We start from the raw sequence: 14,815 nt of genomic DNA, 5'->3' as shown, positions 1-14,815 counted from the left end.
CGGCAGCGCCCCTATTTCCCGCCCGCCAGATCGAGAAAACTCCCCGTCACGTACGAGGCTTTGTCGCTCAAAAGCCAGGCGATCGCTTCTGCGACCTCTTCCGGTTGTCCGCCGCGCTGCATCGGCAAGGCGGATTTCACACGGTCAACGCGCCCGGGCTCGCCGCCGCTGGCGTGAATATCGGTATAGATAAGTCCCGGACGCACGCCGTTAACGCGAATACCCTGCGCCGCAACCTCCAGCGACAGCCCAATCGTCAACGAATCCACCGCTCCTTTTGATGCCGCGTAATCGACATATTCGCCAGGCGCGCCAAGCCGCGAGGCGGCAGACGACACATTCACAATCGCGCCACCCTGCCCGCCGTGATGATGCGCCATTCGCTTCACCGCCTCACGGCAGCACAGAAAATAGCCCGTCACGTTGGTAGCAAGCACCTTGTTGATACGCTCCGCGGTCAGATTCTCCGTCATGCATTGGGTAAACAGAACGCCCGCGTTATTGACCAACGCGCAGAGCGGCTCGTCCTGCTCGTCAATCGCCCTGAACATCGCCATCACCTGCTGCTCGTCACTGATGTCGGCCTGAATGGCAAATGCGCGACCGCCGCTGGCCGAGATCCGCGCCACTACCTCCTGCGCCGCCGCGGCGTTATGCAGATAATTCACCGCCACGGTGTAGCCCTGCGCGCCCAGCAGGAGCGCCGTCGCTTTGCCAATGCCGCGGCTCGCGCCGGTGATAAGTGCAACGGACATACTTCTCTCCTTTTCATCGTGTGGGATACAGAAAGCTTGCAGTACCTTACCCATCCGCGTGACACAGGGACACTCTACCAATCAGGTAGTGTGGCTATAAAAGCGGGCAGCGCGTAATAAAAAAGGGCGCCGAAGCGCCCTTTGTGATGTGACTTCTTGTGCCTGATGTTACTGGTATTCGCTCATCGGCACACAGGAGCAGAAGAGATTACGGTCGCCGTAGACATCATCGAGACGCTTCACGGTCGGCCAGTATTTATTCTCAAAGCCCGCCGGGAAGGCCGCCAGCTCGCGGCTGTAAGCATGGTCCCACGCCTGCGCCAGTTCGCGCTGTACATGCGGCGCGTTTACCAGCGGGTTGTCGTCCTGCGGCCACTCGCCCTGCGCCACGCGGTCGATTTCACTGCGGATCGAAAGCATCGCGTCGATAAAGCGGTCCAGCTCGGTTTTGCTTTCCGATTCCGTCGGCTCGACCATCAGCGTGCCCGCCACAGGGAAGGACATGGTCGGCGCGTGGAAACCGTAGTCGATAAGGCGCTTGGCGATATCCAGCTCGCTGATACCGGTCGTCTCTTTCAGCGGACGAATATCCAGAATGCATTCGTGCGCCACGCGGCCATCGCGGCCGGTGTAGAGCACCGGATAGGCGTCTTTCAGGCGGCTGGCGATGTAGTTCGCATTGAGAATGGCCGTCTGGCTCGCTTTTTTCAGCCCCTGCGCGCCCATCATGCGGATATACATCCAGCTTATCGGCAGGATCGACGCGCTGCCGAACGGTGCGGCGGAAACCGCGCCCTGCGAAGTCAGCATGCCCTCAATCTGCACCACGCTGTGGCCCGGTACGAACGGCGCCAGATGCGCTTTCACGCCAATCGGGCCCATGCCCGGACCGCCGCCGCCGTGCGGAATGCAGAACGTTTTATGCAGGTTAAGGTGCGACACATCCGCGCCGATGTAGCCCGGCGAGGTGATGCCCACCTGGGCGTTCATGTTGGCGCCGTCGAGGTAAACCTGGCCGCCGTATTGATGCACGATGTTACACACTTCGCGGATGGTTTCTTCATACACGCCGTGGGTGGACGGGTAGGTCACCATGATGCAGGAGAGCTTATCGCCCGCCGTTTCAGCTTTGGCGCGCAGATCGGCGAGATCGATATTGCCCTGCTTATCACAGGCGACCACCACCACCTGCATCCCCGCCATCTGCGCCGACGCCGGGTTGGTGCCGTGCGCGGAGCTCGGGATAAGGCAGATATCGCGATGGCCTTCGTTGCGGCTCTCGTGATAATGGCGAATCGCCAGCAGGCCCGCGTATTCACCCTGCGCGCCGGAGTTTGGCTGCATGCAGAGCGCGTCGTAGCCGGTGAGTTTCACCAGCCAGTCGGAGAGCTGGCTAATCATTTGCAGATACCCTTCCGCCTGATCCGCCGGACAGAACGGATGCAGCTCGGCGAATTCCGGCCAGGTGATGGGGATCATTTCCGCCGCCGCGTTAAGTTTCATGGTGCAGGAGCCAAGCGGGATCATCGCCTGATTCAGCGCCAGATCTTTACGCTCCAGGCTGTGCATATAGCGCATCATCTCGGTTTCGCTGTGGTAGCGGTTAAAGACCGGATGCGTCAGGATCGCGTCGTCGCGAAGCATCGCGGGCGGAATCGAGCGGCTGTCATGCGCCACGTCTTTATCCAGCGCGTCGATATCCACCGCCGCGTCGTCGCCCGCGATCGCGCGAAGCAGCGCCAGCACGTCGGCGCGGGTGGTGGTTTCATCAAGCGTGATGCCCACCGCGCCCGGAATATCGCTGCGCAGGTTGATTTCACTGGCTTGCGCGCGCGCCAGCACAGCGGCTTTATCCGCCACGTCAACGCACAGGGTATCGAACCAGGTGGCGTGACGCAGCTTCAGCCCTTTCTGTTGCAGGCCCGCGGCCAGGATATCGGCGAAACGGTGAATGCGGCTGGCGATGCGCTTCAGCCCTGCCGGGCCGTGGAATACGGCATAGAGGCTCGCGATATTGGCCAGCAGCACCTGAGAGGTACAGATGTTGGAGTTCGCTTTCTCGCGGCGAATGTGCTGCTCGCGCGTCTGCATCGCCATACGCAGCGCGGTGCGTCCGGCGGCGTCTTTCGACACGCCGATAATGCGCCCGGGCATAGAGCGTTTAAATTCATCGCTGGCGGCAAAGAACGCGGCATGCGGGCCGCCGTAGCCCATCGGTACGCCGAAACGCTGGGCGGAGCCGAAGACGATATCGGCGCCCTGTTTACCAGGCGCGGTCAGGAGCACCAGCGCCATAAAATCGGCCGCCACGCTCACAATCACTTTGCGGGATTTCAGCTCGCTTATCAGTTCGCGGTAGTCATGCACTTCACCGGTAGTGCCGACCTGCTGCAACAGCACGCCGAAGAGATCCTGATGATCGAGCGCCTTTGGCGCGTCATCGACGATCACCTCAAAGCCGAACGTTTCGGCGCGGGTGCGGACTACATCCAGCGTCTGCGGATGCACATCGGCGGCCACGAAGAAACGGTTGGCGTTTTTCAGTTTGCTGACGCGTTTGGCCATCGCCATGGCTTCCGCCGCCGCGGTGGCTTCATCCAGCAGCGAGGCGGAGGCGATATCCAGCCCCGTCAGATCCAGCGTTACCTGCTGGAAATTCAGCAGCGCTTCAAGACGCCCCTGCGACACCTCTGGCTGATACGGCGTATAGGCCGTGTACCAGCCCGGATTCTCCAGCATATTGCGCAGGATAACCGGCGGCGTGTGCACCGCGGTGTAGCCCATGCCGATATAGTTTTTAAAGCGCTTGTTGCGCCCGGCGATGGCTTTGAGCTCCGCCAGCGCGGCGAATTCGGTGGCGGCGTCGCCGACATCGGGCGGCGTCTCAAGCTGGATATCCGCAGGAACGATTTGCGAAATCAGCGCATCCAGCGAGTCCGCGCCAACGGTGCGCAGCATCTCCTGCTGCTGGTCAACACCCGGTCCGATATGGCGCTCGATAAAAGCGTCGCGATTTTCCAGGTGGCTCAGGGTCTGGGTCATGGGCGATATTTCCTGAAACGTGCAGTGAGGCAAATAAATGCGATGGTAAGTCGTGCTCCCGCCGGGAGCGGCGCGGGCGAATGCGGTGCCCGCGCGTGCCCCTGACGTTACGCAGGGGCGTGGTCCCGTGAATTACTCGTCTTCTAACAGCGCTTCATACGCGCTGGCATCCAGCAGCGCGGCCACTTGGGTCTCATCGCTGGCTTTGATTTTGAAAATCCAGCCCTGGCCGTACGGCTCGCTATTGACCAGCTCGGGTGAATCGCTCAGCGCGTCGTTGACGGCCACGATCTCGCCGCTGACCGGCGCGTAGATGTCGGAAGCGGCTTTGACGGATTCCGCGACAGCGCAGTCGTCGCCCGCGTTAACGGTCGTGCCCACATCCGGCAGGTCGACAAACACCATGTCGCCCAGCAGCTCCTGCGCGTGCTCGGTGATCCCGACGGTGTAAGTGCCGTCAGCTTCTTTACGCAGCCATTCGTGTTCTTTGCTGTATTTCAGTTCGTTTGGCACATTGCTCATTGCTTCTCTCCTGATAACAAAACTTACTGCGTGACCGGCTTCCCGGCGCGCACGAAAACGGGTTTAGTGACTTTCACGGGCATTTCGCGGTTGCGGATCTGCACAATGGCAGTATCGCCGATACCCGCAGGAACGCGAGCCAGCGCAATGCTGTAGCCAAGCGTCGGCGAGAAGGTGCCGCTGGTGATAATGCCTTCGCGGGCGTTGCCCTGGTCATCGGTGAAACGCACCGGCAGTTCGCCGCGCAGCACGCCTTTTTCCGTCATCACCAGACCAACCAGCTGTTCGGTGCCGTTTTCACGCTGGGCTTCCAGCGCGTCGCGGCCGATAAATGCGCGATCTTCTGGTTGCCAGGCGATTGTCCAGCCCATGTTGGCGGCGAGCGGCGAAACGCCTTCGTCCATCTCCTGGCCGTAAAGATTCATGCCCGCCTCAAGACGCAGCGTATCGCGCGCGCCAAGGCCGCACGGTTTTACGCCCGCTTCCACCAGCTGGCTCCAGAATCCGGCCGCTTTTTCATTCGGCATCGCGATTTCATAGCCCGCCTCGCCGGTGTAGCCGGTAGTGGCGATAAACAGGTCATCCGCCTGCACGCCAAAGAAGGGCTTCATGCCGTCTGTCGCTTTACGCTGCGCGTCGTTAAAGAGTGTGGCGGCTTTCGCCTTCGCGTTCGGCCCCTGGACGGCAATAAGGGAGAGATCGTCGCGCACGGTCACGGAAACGCCATACGGTTCGGCGTGCTCATTGATCCAGGCGAGATCTTTTTCACGGGTGGCGGAGTTCACCACCAGGCGGAAATAGTCTTCTGTCATGAAATAAACAATCAGATCGTCAATCACGCCGCCGGAGGCGTTGAGCATGCCGGTGTAGAGCGCTTTGCCCGGCTGGGTCAGCTTCGCCACATCGTTCGCCAGCAAGTAGCGCAGGAATTCGCGGGTACGCGCGCCGCGCAGGTCGACAATGGTCATGTGGGAGACATCAAACATCCCCGCGTCGTTACGTACCGCATGGTGTTCATCAATCTGCGAGCCGTAATGCAGCGGCATCATCCAGCCGTGGAAATCCACCATGCGCGCGCCGCAGAGGTTGTGCTGTTCATACAACGGGGTTTGTTGAGCCATCTTTTCCTCATCCTGTCAGCCGGGTTGGTGTGGGTTTCAGACGGCGCAACGCCCTGAATGAAACCCGGCGTCGACGCCGATCCCGGCGGCAACGCAAACGTTATCTTGCGTCTGAACTTATCACCGAACGGGGGCGTAAACCATAAGGCACGCTGGGCCATCAGATTAGCTTATGACCAGAAATCGTTTTACATCCCGCAGCATGAAACACTGCCTGAAAGGTTTCAGGCGCGACCAAAACGCTAACGCTTTACCGTGTTTTCAAAATAAGCGGGCAGAAATCGCTGTTTTGAGGGGAAATTCATGGAAGAAAAAATTTCGAGAGATTAAAAAAACTAATCCGAAAAAGAGAGTGAAATTAGAATATTTCAAACGGGGAGAGACTTCTCTTTCCGGGGACCGGAAAGAGAAGTGTGACGTAGTTAACGCAACCACTCCGGCAGATCGTTAAGCCCCATCGCCTGGCGAATCAACTGTGGTTTAACACCTGGCAGTTTATCGGCAAGCGTTAAGCCCAGATCGCGCAGGAGCTTTTTCGCAGGATTCGTGCCGGAGAAAAGCTCGCGGAAACCCTGCATACCCGCCAGCATCATCGCGGCGGCGTGCTTGCGGCTGCGTTCGTAGCGGCGCAGATAAAGATGCTGCCCGATATCTTTGCCCTGCTGATGCAGACGGCGCAGTTCGCTTATCAACTCCGCGGCATCCATAAAGCCGAGGTTAACGCCCTGCCCGGCCAGCGGATGAATGGTGTGCGCCGCGTCGCCGACCAGCGCCAGACGGTGCGCGGCGAACTGGCGCGCGTAGCGGCCGGTAAGCGGAAAGACCTGCCGCTCACGCTCAAGCGCGCATAAGCCGAGGCGATTATCGAACGCCACGCAGAGCGCCTGATTAAACGCCGACACCGGGGCCTGCTGCATCCGGTCGGCTTCCTGAGGAGAAAGCGACCAGACGATAGAACAGAGATGCGGGTCGCTGAGCGGCAGAAACGCCAGAATGCCGTCGCCGTGGAACGCCTGGCGCGCCACGCCGCCATGTGGTTCATCGGTGCGGATCGTGGCGACCAGCGCGTGATGCTGGTAATCCCAGGACGTCAGCGGGATTTCCGCCTTCGCGCGCAGCCAGGAGTTTGCGCCATCGGCGCCGACAACCAGACGCGCCGTCAGCATGTTGCCGTCTTCCAGCGTGATAAAGGCTTCGTTTTCGCCCCAGGCGACCTGTTGCAGCGTCGCGGGCGCCATCAGCGTCACCGATTTGCACTGCTGCGCTTTTTGCCACAGTGCGTAGTGAATCACCTGATTTTCGATAATGTGCCCGAGATGGCTGAAGCCGAACGCCTCGTCATTAAACGCGATGCGCCCGAAGCTGTCTTTTTCCCAGACTTCCATGCCGTGGTACGGCGCGGCGCGCTGGCGAATAATGGCGTCCCAGACGTCGAGCCGTTTGAGCAGGGCTTCACTGGCGGCGTTAATTGCCGACACGCGCAGCGCCGGAGGCGCGCTCGCGTCCAGCGGTTCCGGCGCGCGCTGCTCCAGCACCGCGACGCGCAGCCCGCTGCCTTCCAGCCCGCAGGCCACCGCCAGCCCGACCATGCCGCCGCCGACAATCGCTACATCTACACTTTGCACATTCGACTCCTTAGCGCGGCACCCAACCGAGGGTGCGTCTGGCCAGCGCGTCACGCGCCGGGGTAAATAAATCCATGGCCATCAGGCCAAGGTTGCGCCCGACCACCAGCGGCGACCAGCGGTTGGCGAACAGCTGCACCAGCCCGTCGGTAACGCCGATCGTCGCGGCTTTATCCTGCTCGCGGCGTTGTTGATACGCGCCAAGCACCGGATACGCGCCGATATCCTCGCCGCGCGCGAAAGCCTGCGACAGCGTCTCGGCGAGCGTCATCACATCGCGCAGCCCAAGGTTAAACCCCTGCCCAGCAATCGGGTGCAGCGTCTGGGCGGCGTTGCCGACCAGCGCCGTGCGGTGCGAAATCACGCGCGACGCGAGGCTTAACGCGAGCGGATAACCGCTGCGCGCGCCCGCGTGTGTGATACGCCCCAGCCGCCAGCCAAAGGCGGCCTGGAGTTCCTGGCAAAAACGCGCATCGCTCCAGCCAAGCACTTCAGCCTGTTTGTCGAGAGGATGGCACCAGACGAGCGAACTGCGACCGCCCGACATCGGCAGCAATGCCAGCGGGCCGTGTTCGGTAAAACGCTCAAAGGCGCGCCCCTGATGCGGCAGCGCAGTCGCGACATTCGCAATGATTGCCGCCTGATGGTAAGGCTGCTGGCGCCATTCGATGCCGCACTGCGCGCCAATCGAGGAGCGCGAACCGTCGGCCGCGACCAGCAGTTGCCCTTCCAGGGTGTCGCCGTTATCAAGCTGTACGGTGACTGCTTCTTCACGACGGGTAATGCTCGTCACGCGCGCCGGGCAGTGCAGATGAACGCCCGGCGCCTTGCGCAGCAGGTTGAAAAGCCGCTGACCGGCGTCGTGCAGCTCCACGACATTCCCCAGCGCCTGTGTCTGGTAGTCGCGCGCGTTCAGCGTCACAAAACCGGCGTGACCGCGATCGCTGACATGAACGGTGGTGATAGGCGTAGCGCAGGGCGCGAGCGCCTGCCAGACGCCAACGCGCGCCAGCTCGCGGCAGGTGCCGTCGGCAAGCGCGATGGCGCGAGCGTCAAACCCTGGATGCGCGGCGGATTCCGGCGCGCTGGCTTCCACCAGATGCACCGGCAGCGCGCCATGGGTAAAGCGGGAGATCGCCAGCGCAAGCGTCGCGCCAGCCATACCGCCGCCAGCGATAATCACGCTCATGAGCGCGGCGCTGCCGCCATCAGCGCTTCGATATCGTCCGCCGATTTCACCACGCTGGCGGTCAGGTTTTCATTGCCGGTTTCCGTGATGACGATGTCGTCTTCGATACGAATACCGATACCGCGGTATTCTTCAGGCACGTCGGCGTCCGGCGCGATATAAAGCCCCGGCTCAACGGTGATGACCATGCCTGGCGCCAGGATACGCGAGCGATCCGGGCCGTAGAAGCCGACATCATGCACATCCAGCCCCAGCCAGTGGCTGAGCCCGTGCATAAAGTACGGACGATGCGCGTTTTCCGCGACCAGCTGCTCTACGTCGCCTTTGAGAATGCCAAGCCCAACGAGCCCTTTCACCATCACGCGCACCACGTCGCCGGTCACATCCTGAATAGAGGTGCCTGGACGGAAGAGACGCAGCGCCGTTTCCAGCGATTCCAGCACGATGTCATACACCGCACGCTGGGCAGGCGTGAATTTACCGTTGACCGGAAACGTGCGGGTGATGTCGCCCGCGTAGCCTTTGTATTCGCAGCCCGCGTCGATCAGGACCAGGTCGCCGTCGCGCAGCTGGCTTTCGTTTTCGGTGTAATGCAGGATGCAGCCATTTTCGCCGCCGCCCACGATGGTGTTGTAGGAAGGAAAGCGCGCGCCGTGGCGGGTGAATTCATGCAGAATTTCGCCTTCCAGCTGGTATTCATACATGCCCGGACGGCACGTCTGCATGGCGCGTATATGCGCCAGCGCGCTGATTTCACCGGCGCGGCGCATGACGGCCAGCTCTTCCGGGGATTTAAACAGGCGCATTTCATGTACCCAGGGGCGCCAGTCGGTGAGCGTGGCGGGCGCGGATAGATTCTGACGTGCGCCGCGGCGCAGTTTATCCAGCGCAGTGAACACGATGGCGTCGGCGTAGGGGTATTCGCCCTGCGCGTGGTAGACCACATCCAGCCCGTTCAGCAACTGATAAAGCTGCTCGTCGATTTCGTTGAACGCCAGCGCCCGGTCGACGCCAAGCTTCGCCGGGGCCGCCTCCTGGCCGAGACGACGGCCAAACCAGATCTCCGCGGTTTTATCGCGCAGACGGTTGAAGATAACGCTATGACTGTGCGTTTCATCGCTTTTGATAAGCACCAGCACCGCTTCGGGTTCATTGAAGCCGGTGAAGTACCAGAAATCGCTGCTCTGGCGGTAAGGGTATTCGCTGTCGGCGCTGCGCGTCGCTTCCGGCGCGGCGAAAATCAGCGCCGCGCTGGCCGGGGCCATTTTCGCCAGCAACGCCTGACGGCGTCGCAGAAACTCTTGCTGTGTCATTGCACCTCCTGAGTAAACGAATTTTAGTGAAGCGTGGGCTTTTTCACTTCCGGCGCGGTCGGTGACTGGCGCGTAAAGGTGTCGTGGCAGAGCAGCGCCGCGACGCGCACATACTCGATGATCTCCTCAAGCGACATCTCCAGTTCCTCCTGATCTTCGCCTTCGTCATAGCCGAGCTGGGCGATGTTGCGCAGATCGTCGATGGCTTCGCCGGTTTCGCCAGTGATTTTGTCGAGCTTCGGCTGCGTCACGCCGAGGCCCAGCAGGAAATGGTTCACCCAACCTGCCAGCGCGTCAGCGCGATCAAAGACCGACACGTCGTCGCCGTCCGGCAGCCAGAGCTGGAACATAAAACCGTCATCCTCCAGCGTATCGCTGGTGGCGGCGTGCAGCTGACGCAGCGCCTGAGCGAGCTGCTGGCCGAATGCCAGCCCCTCGTTGGTCAGGTCGTGCAGCAGCGGTTGCCAACTGCTGTCATGATTGCCGCCGCACAGGATTCCACTGATAAGGCCGTGCATTTCTGCGGGGGTCAGGCCCACGCCTTGCTGATTGAGCAACTGGCCGACCTCGTCGTAACCAGGCATTTCGTTCTGTATAGACATGCGCATTCGTCGTCGTTGGGAGGAGGAGTTCGTGTTATGCTACCACTTCGTGCCCTGGTGATACCAGAAAAGGGCTTGTGTCTTCATATCAGGGTAGCTATAGTGTCGCCCCTTCGCAGCCCCGGCGCGAATGGTTGGCGAGTCAACAGCAGGAAAGTGGAATGTCTGCACAACCAGTCGATATCCAAATTTTTGGGCGTTCACTGCGGGTGAATTGCCCGCCTGAACAGCGAGATGCACTGAATCAGGCTGCGGACGAGCTGAATCAACGGTTGCAAGATCTGAAAGTTCGCACTAGAGTCACCAATACTGAGCAGTTAGTTTTCATCGCAGCATTAAACATCTGTTATGAACTGGCTCAGGAAAAAGTGAAAACCCGTGACTACGCGGCCAACATGGAACAGCGTATCCGGATGCTCCAGCAGACCATTGAACAAGCATTACTTGAGCAAGGTCGCATAAGCGAAAGAGCGGAGCCAAAGTTTGAATAACGCTTCAGGGTTTACTATGGTAGAGTGACCGTGAAGTAAAAAATTTCTCTGAGATGTTCGCAAGCGGGCCAGTCCCCTGAGCCGATATTTCAAAAAAACAGAATGTGACGCTCCACGGTTGGTGAGCATGCTCGGTTCGTCCGAGAAGCCTGAAAACCGTGACGACGCATTCACCTTGAACCACGGGTTCAAGGGTTACAGCCTGCGGCGGCATCTCGGAGATTCCTCCTTCTTTTACTACCATGACACAACGTCCCGTTACTTCAGACCTTCGTCAGAAAATCCGTAAAGAAATCCGCGATAAGCGCCGTGCGCTGACGGCCGACCAACAGGCGCATTTCGCCGAACAGGCTGCCGCGCGTATGCTGGGCTTCGCCCCCGTGGTGGAAGCGAAAAGCGTCGCGGTGTTTCTCTCTTTTGATGGCGAGCTCGATACCCGCCCGCTGATTGAAGGATTATGGCGCGCCGGAAAACAGGTTTGCCTGCCCGTGCTTCACCCTTTCAGCCCCGGCAATTTGCTGTTTCTGCGTTATCTGCCGGACAGCCTGCTCGCCACAAATCGTCTGAAAATCCTTGAGCCTGCGCTGGATGTGCGCCATGTGCTGCCTTTAGACCGCCTCGACGTGCTGATAACCCCGCTGGTCGCGTTTGACCGCGCAGGACAGCGCCTCGGCATGGGCGGCGGCTTTTACGATCGCACGTTGCAAAACTGGCGCGCGCACGGATTCTTGCCGGTCGGCTACGCGCACGATTGTCAGCAGGTGGAAAGCCTCCCGGTGCAGGAGTGGGATATTCCGCTGCCCGCGATGGTGACGCCGACGAAAACCTGGCGCTGGTGAAATAAAAAACCGGGTCGCTTACGCTAACCCGGTTCAAAATGTGTTTCAGCAGGCCGGATAAAATTCCCGGCCATGTAACATCAGTAAAGCAGGCGCGCGCGGATCGTACCCTGAATCGCCTTCATGCTTTGCAGCGCGTTGTACGCGATATCTTCCGGCGCATCCACATCAATCACCACATAGCCCATCTGCGGCGTGGTTTGCAGATACTGCGCCGCGATGTTAATGCCCTGCTCGGCGAAAATCTGGTTGATGGCAGTCAGCACGCCAGGACGGTTTTCGTGAATGTGCAGCAGACGGCTGACGCTGCCGCCGTGCAGCGGCAAAGAAACTTCCGGGAAATTGACCGCTGAGAGCGTCGAGCCGTTGTCGGAGTATTTCGCGAGTTTGCCCGCCACTTCCAGACCGATATTTTCCTGCGCCTCCTGGGTTGAACCGCCGATGTGCGGCGTCAGGATCACGTTATCGAACTCGCACAGCGGCGAATTAAACGGATCGCTGTTGGTCGCAGGCTCAACCGGGAAGACGTCAATCGCCGCGCCCGCCAGATGTTTGCTGGAAAGCGCTTCGCACAGCGCCGGGATATCCACCACCGTACCGCGTGCGGCGTTGATGAGCAGCGCGCCGGGCTTCATCAGCGCCAGCTCTTCCGCGCTAATCATGTTTTTGGTCGAGGCGTTTTCCGGCACGTGCAGGCTCACCACATCACTCATGTTAAGCAGATCGGAGAGATGCTGGACCTGGGTGGCGTTGCCGAGCGGCAGCTTGCTTTCGATATCGTAGAAAAACACGTTCATCCCGAGTGATTCCGCGAGGATACCGAGCTGGGTACCGATATGGCCGTAGCCGATAATGCCCAGTTTCTTACCGCGCGCTTCAAACGAACCCGTCGCCAGTTTATTCCAGATGCCGCGATGCGCTTTGGCGTTCGCTTCCGGAATACCGCGCAGCAGCAGCAGCAATTCGCCGATCACCAGCTCGGCCACTGAGCGAGTGTTGGAGAATGGCGCGTTAAAGACCGGAATGCCGCGCTTCGCCGCCGCGTTCAGATCCACCTGGTTGGTGCCGATGCAGAAGCAGCCGACCGCGACCAGTTTTTCCGCCGCGGCAAAAATCTCTTCAGTCAGATGAGTACGGGATCGCAGGCCGATAAAGTGCGCATCGCGGATGGACGCTTTCAGCTGTTCGCTGTCGAGCGCGCCCTTGTGATATTCAATGTTGGTATAACCTGCAGCGCGCAGATTATCGATGGCTTTCTGGTGAACCCCTTCCACCAGCAAGAATTTAATTTTGTCTTTCTCCAGCGATACTTTTGCCATTTCCCGACCCTGTCTTGTCTGAACTGTTATGAAGCTGAAATAAGCCAGCCTTCTGCCAACATATCAAAATTTGCGTTTCCGGCAATATGAACGTTTGCGTCGCGACGTTGAAGAAACATCACGCAGAGATAAAAGGCAGGAGAAAATGTTGCATGGCAGAAATATGACGGAAGGATTAACAGGATGGAAACAAAAATGTGAGAGATGTCACCAAATTCAGGCGGGGAATTTTTTTTAACCGCAGGGGCGCCGAAGCGCCCCGGTCAGATCATTTCACGATGGTTTTCACGCCGTCGGCGGTGCCGATCAGCGCCACGTCCGCGCCGCGGTTCGCAAAAAGCCCAACGGTGACAACGCCCGGAATGCCGTTAATGGCATTCTCCAGCGCAATCGGATCGAGAATGGCCATACCGTAGACATCGAGAATCACGTTGCCGTTATCGGTCACCACGCCCTGACGATACTCCGGACGCCCGCCGAGCTTCACGAGCTGACGCGCGACCGCGCTACGGGCCATCGGGATCACTTCCACCGGTAGCGGGAAGTTGCCGAGCACATCCACCTGCTTGGACGCATCCGCAATACAGATGAACTTTTTCGCCACCGACGCGATGATTTTCTCGCGGGTCAGCGCCGCGCCGCCGCCTTTGATCATCTGCATCTGGCCGTTGATCTCATCAGCGCCATCCACATAGATGCCGAGAGAATCCACCTCGTTAAGATCGAAAACGGTAATGCCTAAGCTTTTGAGCTTTTCGGTAGAGGCGTCAGAGCTCGAAACCGCTCCTTCAATCTCGTTTTTCATGGTGCCCAGCGCGTCGATAAAATGCGCAGCGGTGGAGCCTGTGCCTACGCCGACAATCGTGCCCGGCTCGACATACTGAAGTGCGGCCCAGCCGACGGCTTTTTTAAGTTCATCCTGCGTCATGAGAATTTTGCCTGTGGTGTAAAAACTGTGACGCATTATAAAACAACCCGTCACGCAATGGGCGAGTCATTCTGCGGCACAGCTCCGATGTTTGCGTTTGGGTCTGTATCCGGTGCAAATTTATGTCATAGTGCGAAACATAACGAGACAGGGAGCACACCACAGAGATGAAACGCCCGGACTACAGAACACTACAGGCGCTGGATGCGGTGATAAGAGAGCGCGGGTTTGAGCGCGCCGCACAAAAGCTGTGTATTACGCAGTCCGCTGTATCGCAACGTATTAAACAACTGGAAAATACGTTCGGTCAGCCGTTGCTGGTGCGTACTGTGCCGCCGCGACCCACCGAGCAGGGGCAAAAGTTGCTGGCCCTGCTGCGCCAGGTCGAGCTGCTGGAAGAAGAGTGGCTGGGCGATGAACAGACCGGCTCGACGCCGCTGCTGCTGTCGCTCGCGGTTAACGCCGACAGTCTCGCGACCTGGCTCCTGCCCGCGCTGGCACCCGTGCTGGCGGATTCGCCGGTACGCCTCAATTTGCAGGTCGAAGATGAAACCCGCACCCAGGAGCGGCTGCGCCGCGGCGAAGTGGTGGGCGCGGTGAGTATTCAGCCTCAGGCGTTGCCGAGCTGTCTTGTCGATCAACTGGGCGCGCTGGACTATCTCTTCGTCGCCTCTAAACCCTTTGCCGATCGCTACTTCCCGAACGGCGTAACGCGCGCGTCGCTCCTGAAAGCGCCCGCTGTCGCCTTCGACCACCTGGATGATATGCATCAGGCGTTTTTACAGCAGAATTTCGATCTGCCGCCGGGCAGCGTGCCCTGCCACATCGTTAACTCGTCGGAAGCCTTCGTACAGCTGGCCCGCCAGGGCACGACGTGCTGTATGATCCCGCATCTGCAGATTGAAAAAGAGCTGCAAAGCGGCGAGCTTATCGACCTGACGCCCGGGCTTTACCAGCGCCGGATGCTCTTCTGGCACCGCTTCGCGCCGGAGAGCCGTATGATGCGCAAGGTCACCGACGCGCTGCTGGATTACGGGCGCAAGGTACTGCGTCAGGATTAAAAAACCCG

13 protein-coding genes and 1 other RNA gene are annotated in these 14,815 nt (G+C 59.7%); 4 read left to right on the top strand and 10 right to left on the bottom strand.

Features of this window, described 5'->3' with window-relative positions; translation table 11 throughout:
- Positions 1 to 11: 11 nt before the first annotated feature.
- The 8 genes from AB8W27_RS03695 to AB8W27_RS03660 form a co-directional block, all read right to left on the bottom strand.
- Entirely contained in the window at positions 12 to 755 is a 744-nt protein-coding gene (locus tag AB8W27_RS03695) for an SDR family oxidoreductase (protein ID WP_015742401.1), read from the bottom strand.
- A gap of 168 nt (positions 756 to 923) precedes the next feature.
- A complete protein-coding gene (gene gcvP / locus AB8W27_RS03690; RefSeq protein ID WP_041923897.1) occupies positions 924 to 3,797 on the bottom strand; it encodes an aminomethyl-transferring glycine dehydrogenase in 2,874 nt (957 codons plus the stop codon).
- 132 nt (positions 3,798 to 3,929) lie between these two features.
- Entirely contained in the window at positions 3,930 to 4,319 is a 390-nt protein-coding gene (gene gcvH / locus AB8W27_RS03685; protein ID WP_015742403.1) for a glycine cleavage system protein GcvH, read from the bottom strand.
- Positions 4,320 to 4,342: 23 nt separating this feature from the next.
- A complete protein-coding gene (gene gcvT, locus AB8W27_RS03680; RefSeq protein WP_015742404.1) occupies positions 4,343 to 5,440 on the bottom strand; it encodes a glycine cleavage system aminomethyltransferase GcvT in 1,098 nt (365 codons plus the stop codon).
- 422 nt (positions 5,441 to 5,862) lie between these two features.
- Positions 5,863 to 7,065 carry an FAD-dependent 2-octaprenylphenol hydroxylase gene (ubiI, locus tag AB8W27_RS03675; RefSeq protein ID WP_015742406.1) on the bottom strand — a complete coding sequence of 401 codons (1,203 nt, stop codon included), beginning with the start codon at positions 7,063 to 7,065 and terminating at the stop codon, positions 5,863 to 5,865.
- A gap of 10 nt (positions 7,066 to 7,075) precedes the next feature.
- Positions 7,076 to 8,254 (bottom strand): 2-octaprenyl-6-methoxyphenyl hydroxylase, encoded by a 1,179-nt coding sequence (gene ubiH, locus AB8W27_RS03670; protein WP_041923898.1) that lies wholly within the window; start codon positions 8,252 to 8,254, stop codon positions 7,076 to 7,078.
- Positions 8,251 to 9,567, bottom strand: coding sequence for a Xaa-Pro aminopeptidase (gene pepP, locus AB8W27_RS03665; protein WP_015742408.1), 1,317 nt, complete (start codon positions 9,565 to 9,567; stop codon positions 8,251 to 8,253). Before pepP ends, ubiH begins: the two co-directional genes overlap by 4 nt.
- Positions 9,568 to 9,590: 23 nt before the next feature.
- Positions 9,591 to 10,169, bottom strand: a complete 579-nt coding sequence (locus AB8W27_RS03660; protein ID WP_007701424.1) for a YecA family protein — start codon at positions 10,167 to 10,169, stop codon at positions 9,591 to 9,593.
- 161 nt (positions 10,170 to 10,330) lie between these two features.
- Between AB8W27_RS03660 and zapA the strand changes: the two genes are divergently transcribed.
- From zapA to AB8W27_RS03645, 3 genes are all read left to right on the top strand, one after another.
- Positions 10,331 to 10,660 carry a cell division protein ZapA gene (zapA, locus tag AB8W27_RS03655; protein WP_004385658.1) on the top strand — a complete coding sequence of 110 codons (330 nt, stop codon included), beginning with the start codon at positions 10,331 to 10,333 and terminating at the stop codon, positions 10,658 to 10,660.
- 42 nt (positions 10,661 to 10,702) lie between these two features.
- Positions 10,703 to 10,886: non-coding RNA, 6S RNA (ssrS, locus tag AB8W27_RS03650), on the top strand.
- A gap of 16 nt (positions 10,887 to 10,902) precedes the next feature.
- Positions 10,903 to 11,499, top strand: coding sequence for a 5-formyltetrahydrofolate cyclo-ligase (locus AB8W27_RS03645; RefSeq protein ID WP_041923899.1), 597 nt, complete (start codon positions 10,903 to 10,905; stop codon positions 11,497 to 11,499).
- Between the two features lie 80 nt (positions 11,500 to 11,579).
- On the opposite strand, the gene serA is transcribed toward AB8W27_RS03645, so the two are convergent.
- Together serA and rpiA are read right to left on the bottom strand one after the other, a co-directional pair.
- Positions 11,580 to 12,818: a phosphoglycerate dehydrogenase gene (gene serA, locus AB8W27_RS03640; RefSeq protein WP_041923900.1), complete on the bottom strand. Its 1,239-nt coding sequence runs from the start codon at positions 12,816 to 12,818 to the stop codon at positions 11,580 to 11,582.
- Positions 12,819 to 13,086: 268 nt separating this feature from the next.
- Positions 13,087 to 13,746, bottom strand: coding sequence for a ribose-5-phosphate isomerase RpiA (gene rpiA / locus AB8W27_RS03635; RefSeq protein WP_041924207.1), 660 nt, complete (start codon positions 13,744 to 13,746; stop codon positions 13,087 to 13,089).
- A 167-nt stretch (positions 13,747 to 13,913) separates the two neighbouring features.
- Between rpiA and argP the strand changes: the two genes are divergently transcribed.
- On the top strand, positions 13,914 to 14,807 hold the full coding sequence (gene argP / locus AB8W27_RS03630) for a DNA-binding transcriptional regulator ArgP (protein ID WP_007701437.1): 894 nt from the start codon (positions 13,914 to 13,916) through the stop codon (positions 14,805 to 14,807).
- Positions 14,808 to 14,815: the final 8 nt, after the last annotated feature.

It is taken from the genome of Cronobacter turicensis (assembly GCF_041222865.1).
Classification (GTDB): domain Bacteria; phylum Pseudomonadota; class Gammaproteobacteria; order Enterobacterales; family Enterobacteriaceae; genus Cronobacter; species Cronobacter turicensis.
Note: the sequence above shows the minus strand (reverse complement) of the source record. Positions and strands in the feature narration are given on the sequence as shown.

Excerpts from the sequence above, each read along its gene's own strand:
- AB8W27_RS03695 (WP_015742401.1), bottom strand. The coding sequence starts at position 755 with ATGTCCGTTGCACTTATCACCGGCGCGAGCCGCGGCATTGGCAAAGCG.
- gcvP (WP_041923897.1), bottom strand. The coding sequence starts at position 3,797 with ATGACCCAGACCCTGAGCCACCTGGAAAATCGCGACGCTTTTATCGAG.
- gcvH (WP_015742403.1), bottom strand. The coding sequence starts at position 4,319 with ATGAGCAATGTGCCAAACGAACTGAAATACAGCAAAGAACACGAATGG.
- gcvT (WP_015742404.1), bottom strand. The coding sequence starts at position 5,440 with ATGGCTCAACAAACCCCGTTGTATGAACAGCACAACCTCTGCGGCGCG.
- ubiH (WP_041923898.1), bottom strand. The coding sequence starts at position 8,254 with ATGAGCGTGATTATCGCTGGCGGCGGTATGGCTGGCGCGACGCTTGCG.
- pepP (WP_015742408.1), bottom strand. The coding sequence starts at position 9,567 with ATGACACAGCAAGAGTTTCTGCGACGCCGTCAGGCGTTGCTGGCGAAA.
- AB8W27_RS03660 (WP_007701424.1), bottom strand. The coding sequence starts at position 10,169 with ATGTCTATACAGAACGAAATGCCTGGTTACGACGAGGTCGGCCAGTTG.
- zapA (WP_004385658.1), top strand. The coding sequence starts at position 10,331 with ATGTCTGCACAACCAGTCGATATCCAAATTTTTGGGCGTTCACTGCGG.
- AB8W27_RS03645 (WP_041923899.1), top strand. The coding sequence starts at position 10,903 with ATGACACAACGTCCCGTTACTTCAGACCTTCGTCAGAAAATCCGTAAA.
- serA (WP_041923900.1), bottom strand. The coding sequence starts at position 12,818 with ATGGCAAAAGTATCGCTGGAGAAAGACAAAATTAAATTCTTGCTGGTG.
- rpiA (WP_041924207.1), bottom strand. The coding sequence starts at position 13,746 with ATGACGCAGGATGAACTTAAAAAAGCCGTCGGCTGGGCCGCACTTCAG.
- argP (WP_007701437.1), top strand. The coding sequence starts at position 13,914 with ATGAAACGCCCGGACTACAGAACACTACAGGCGCTGGATGCGGTGATA.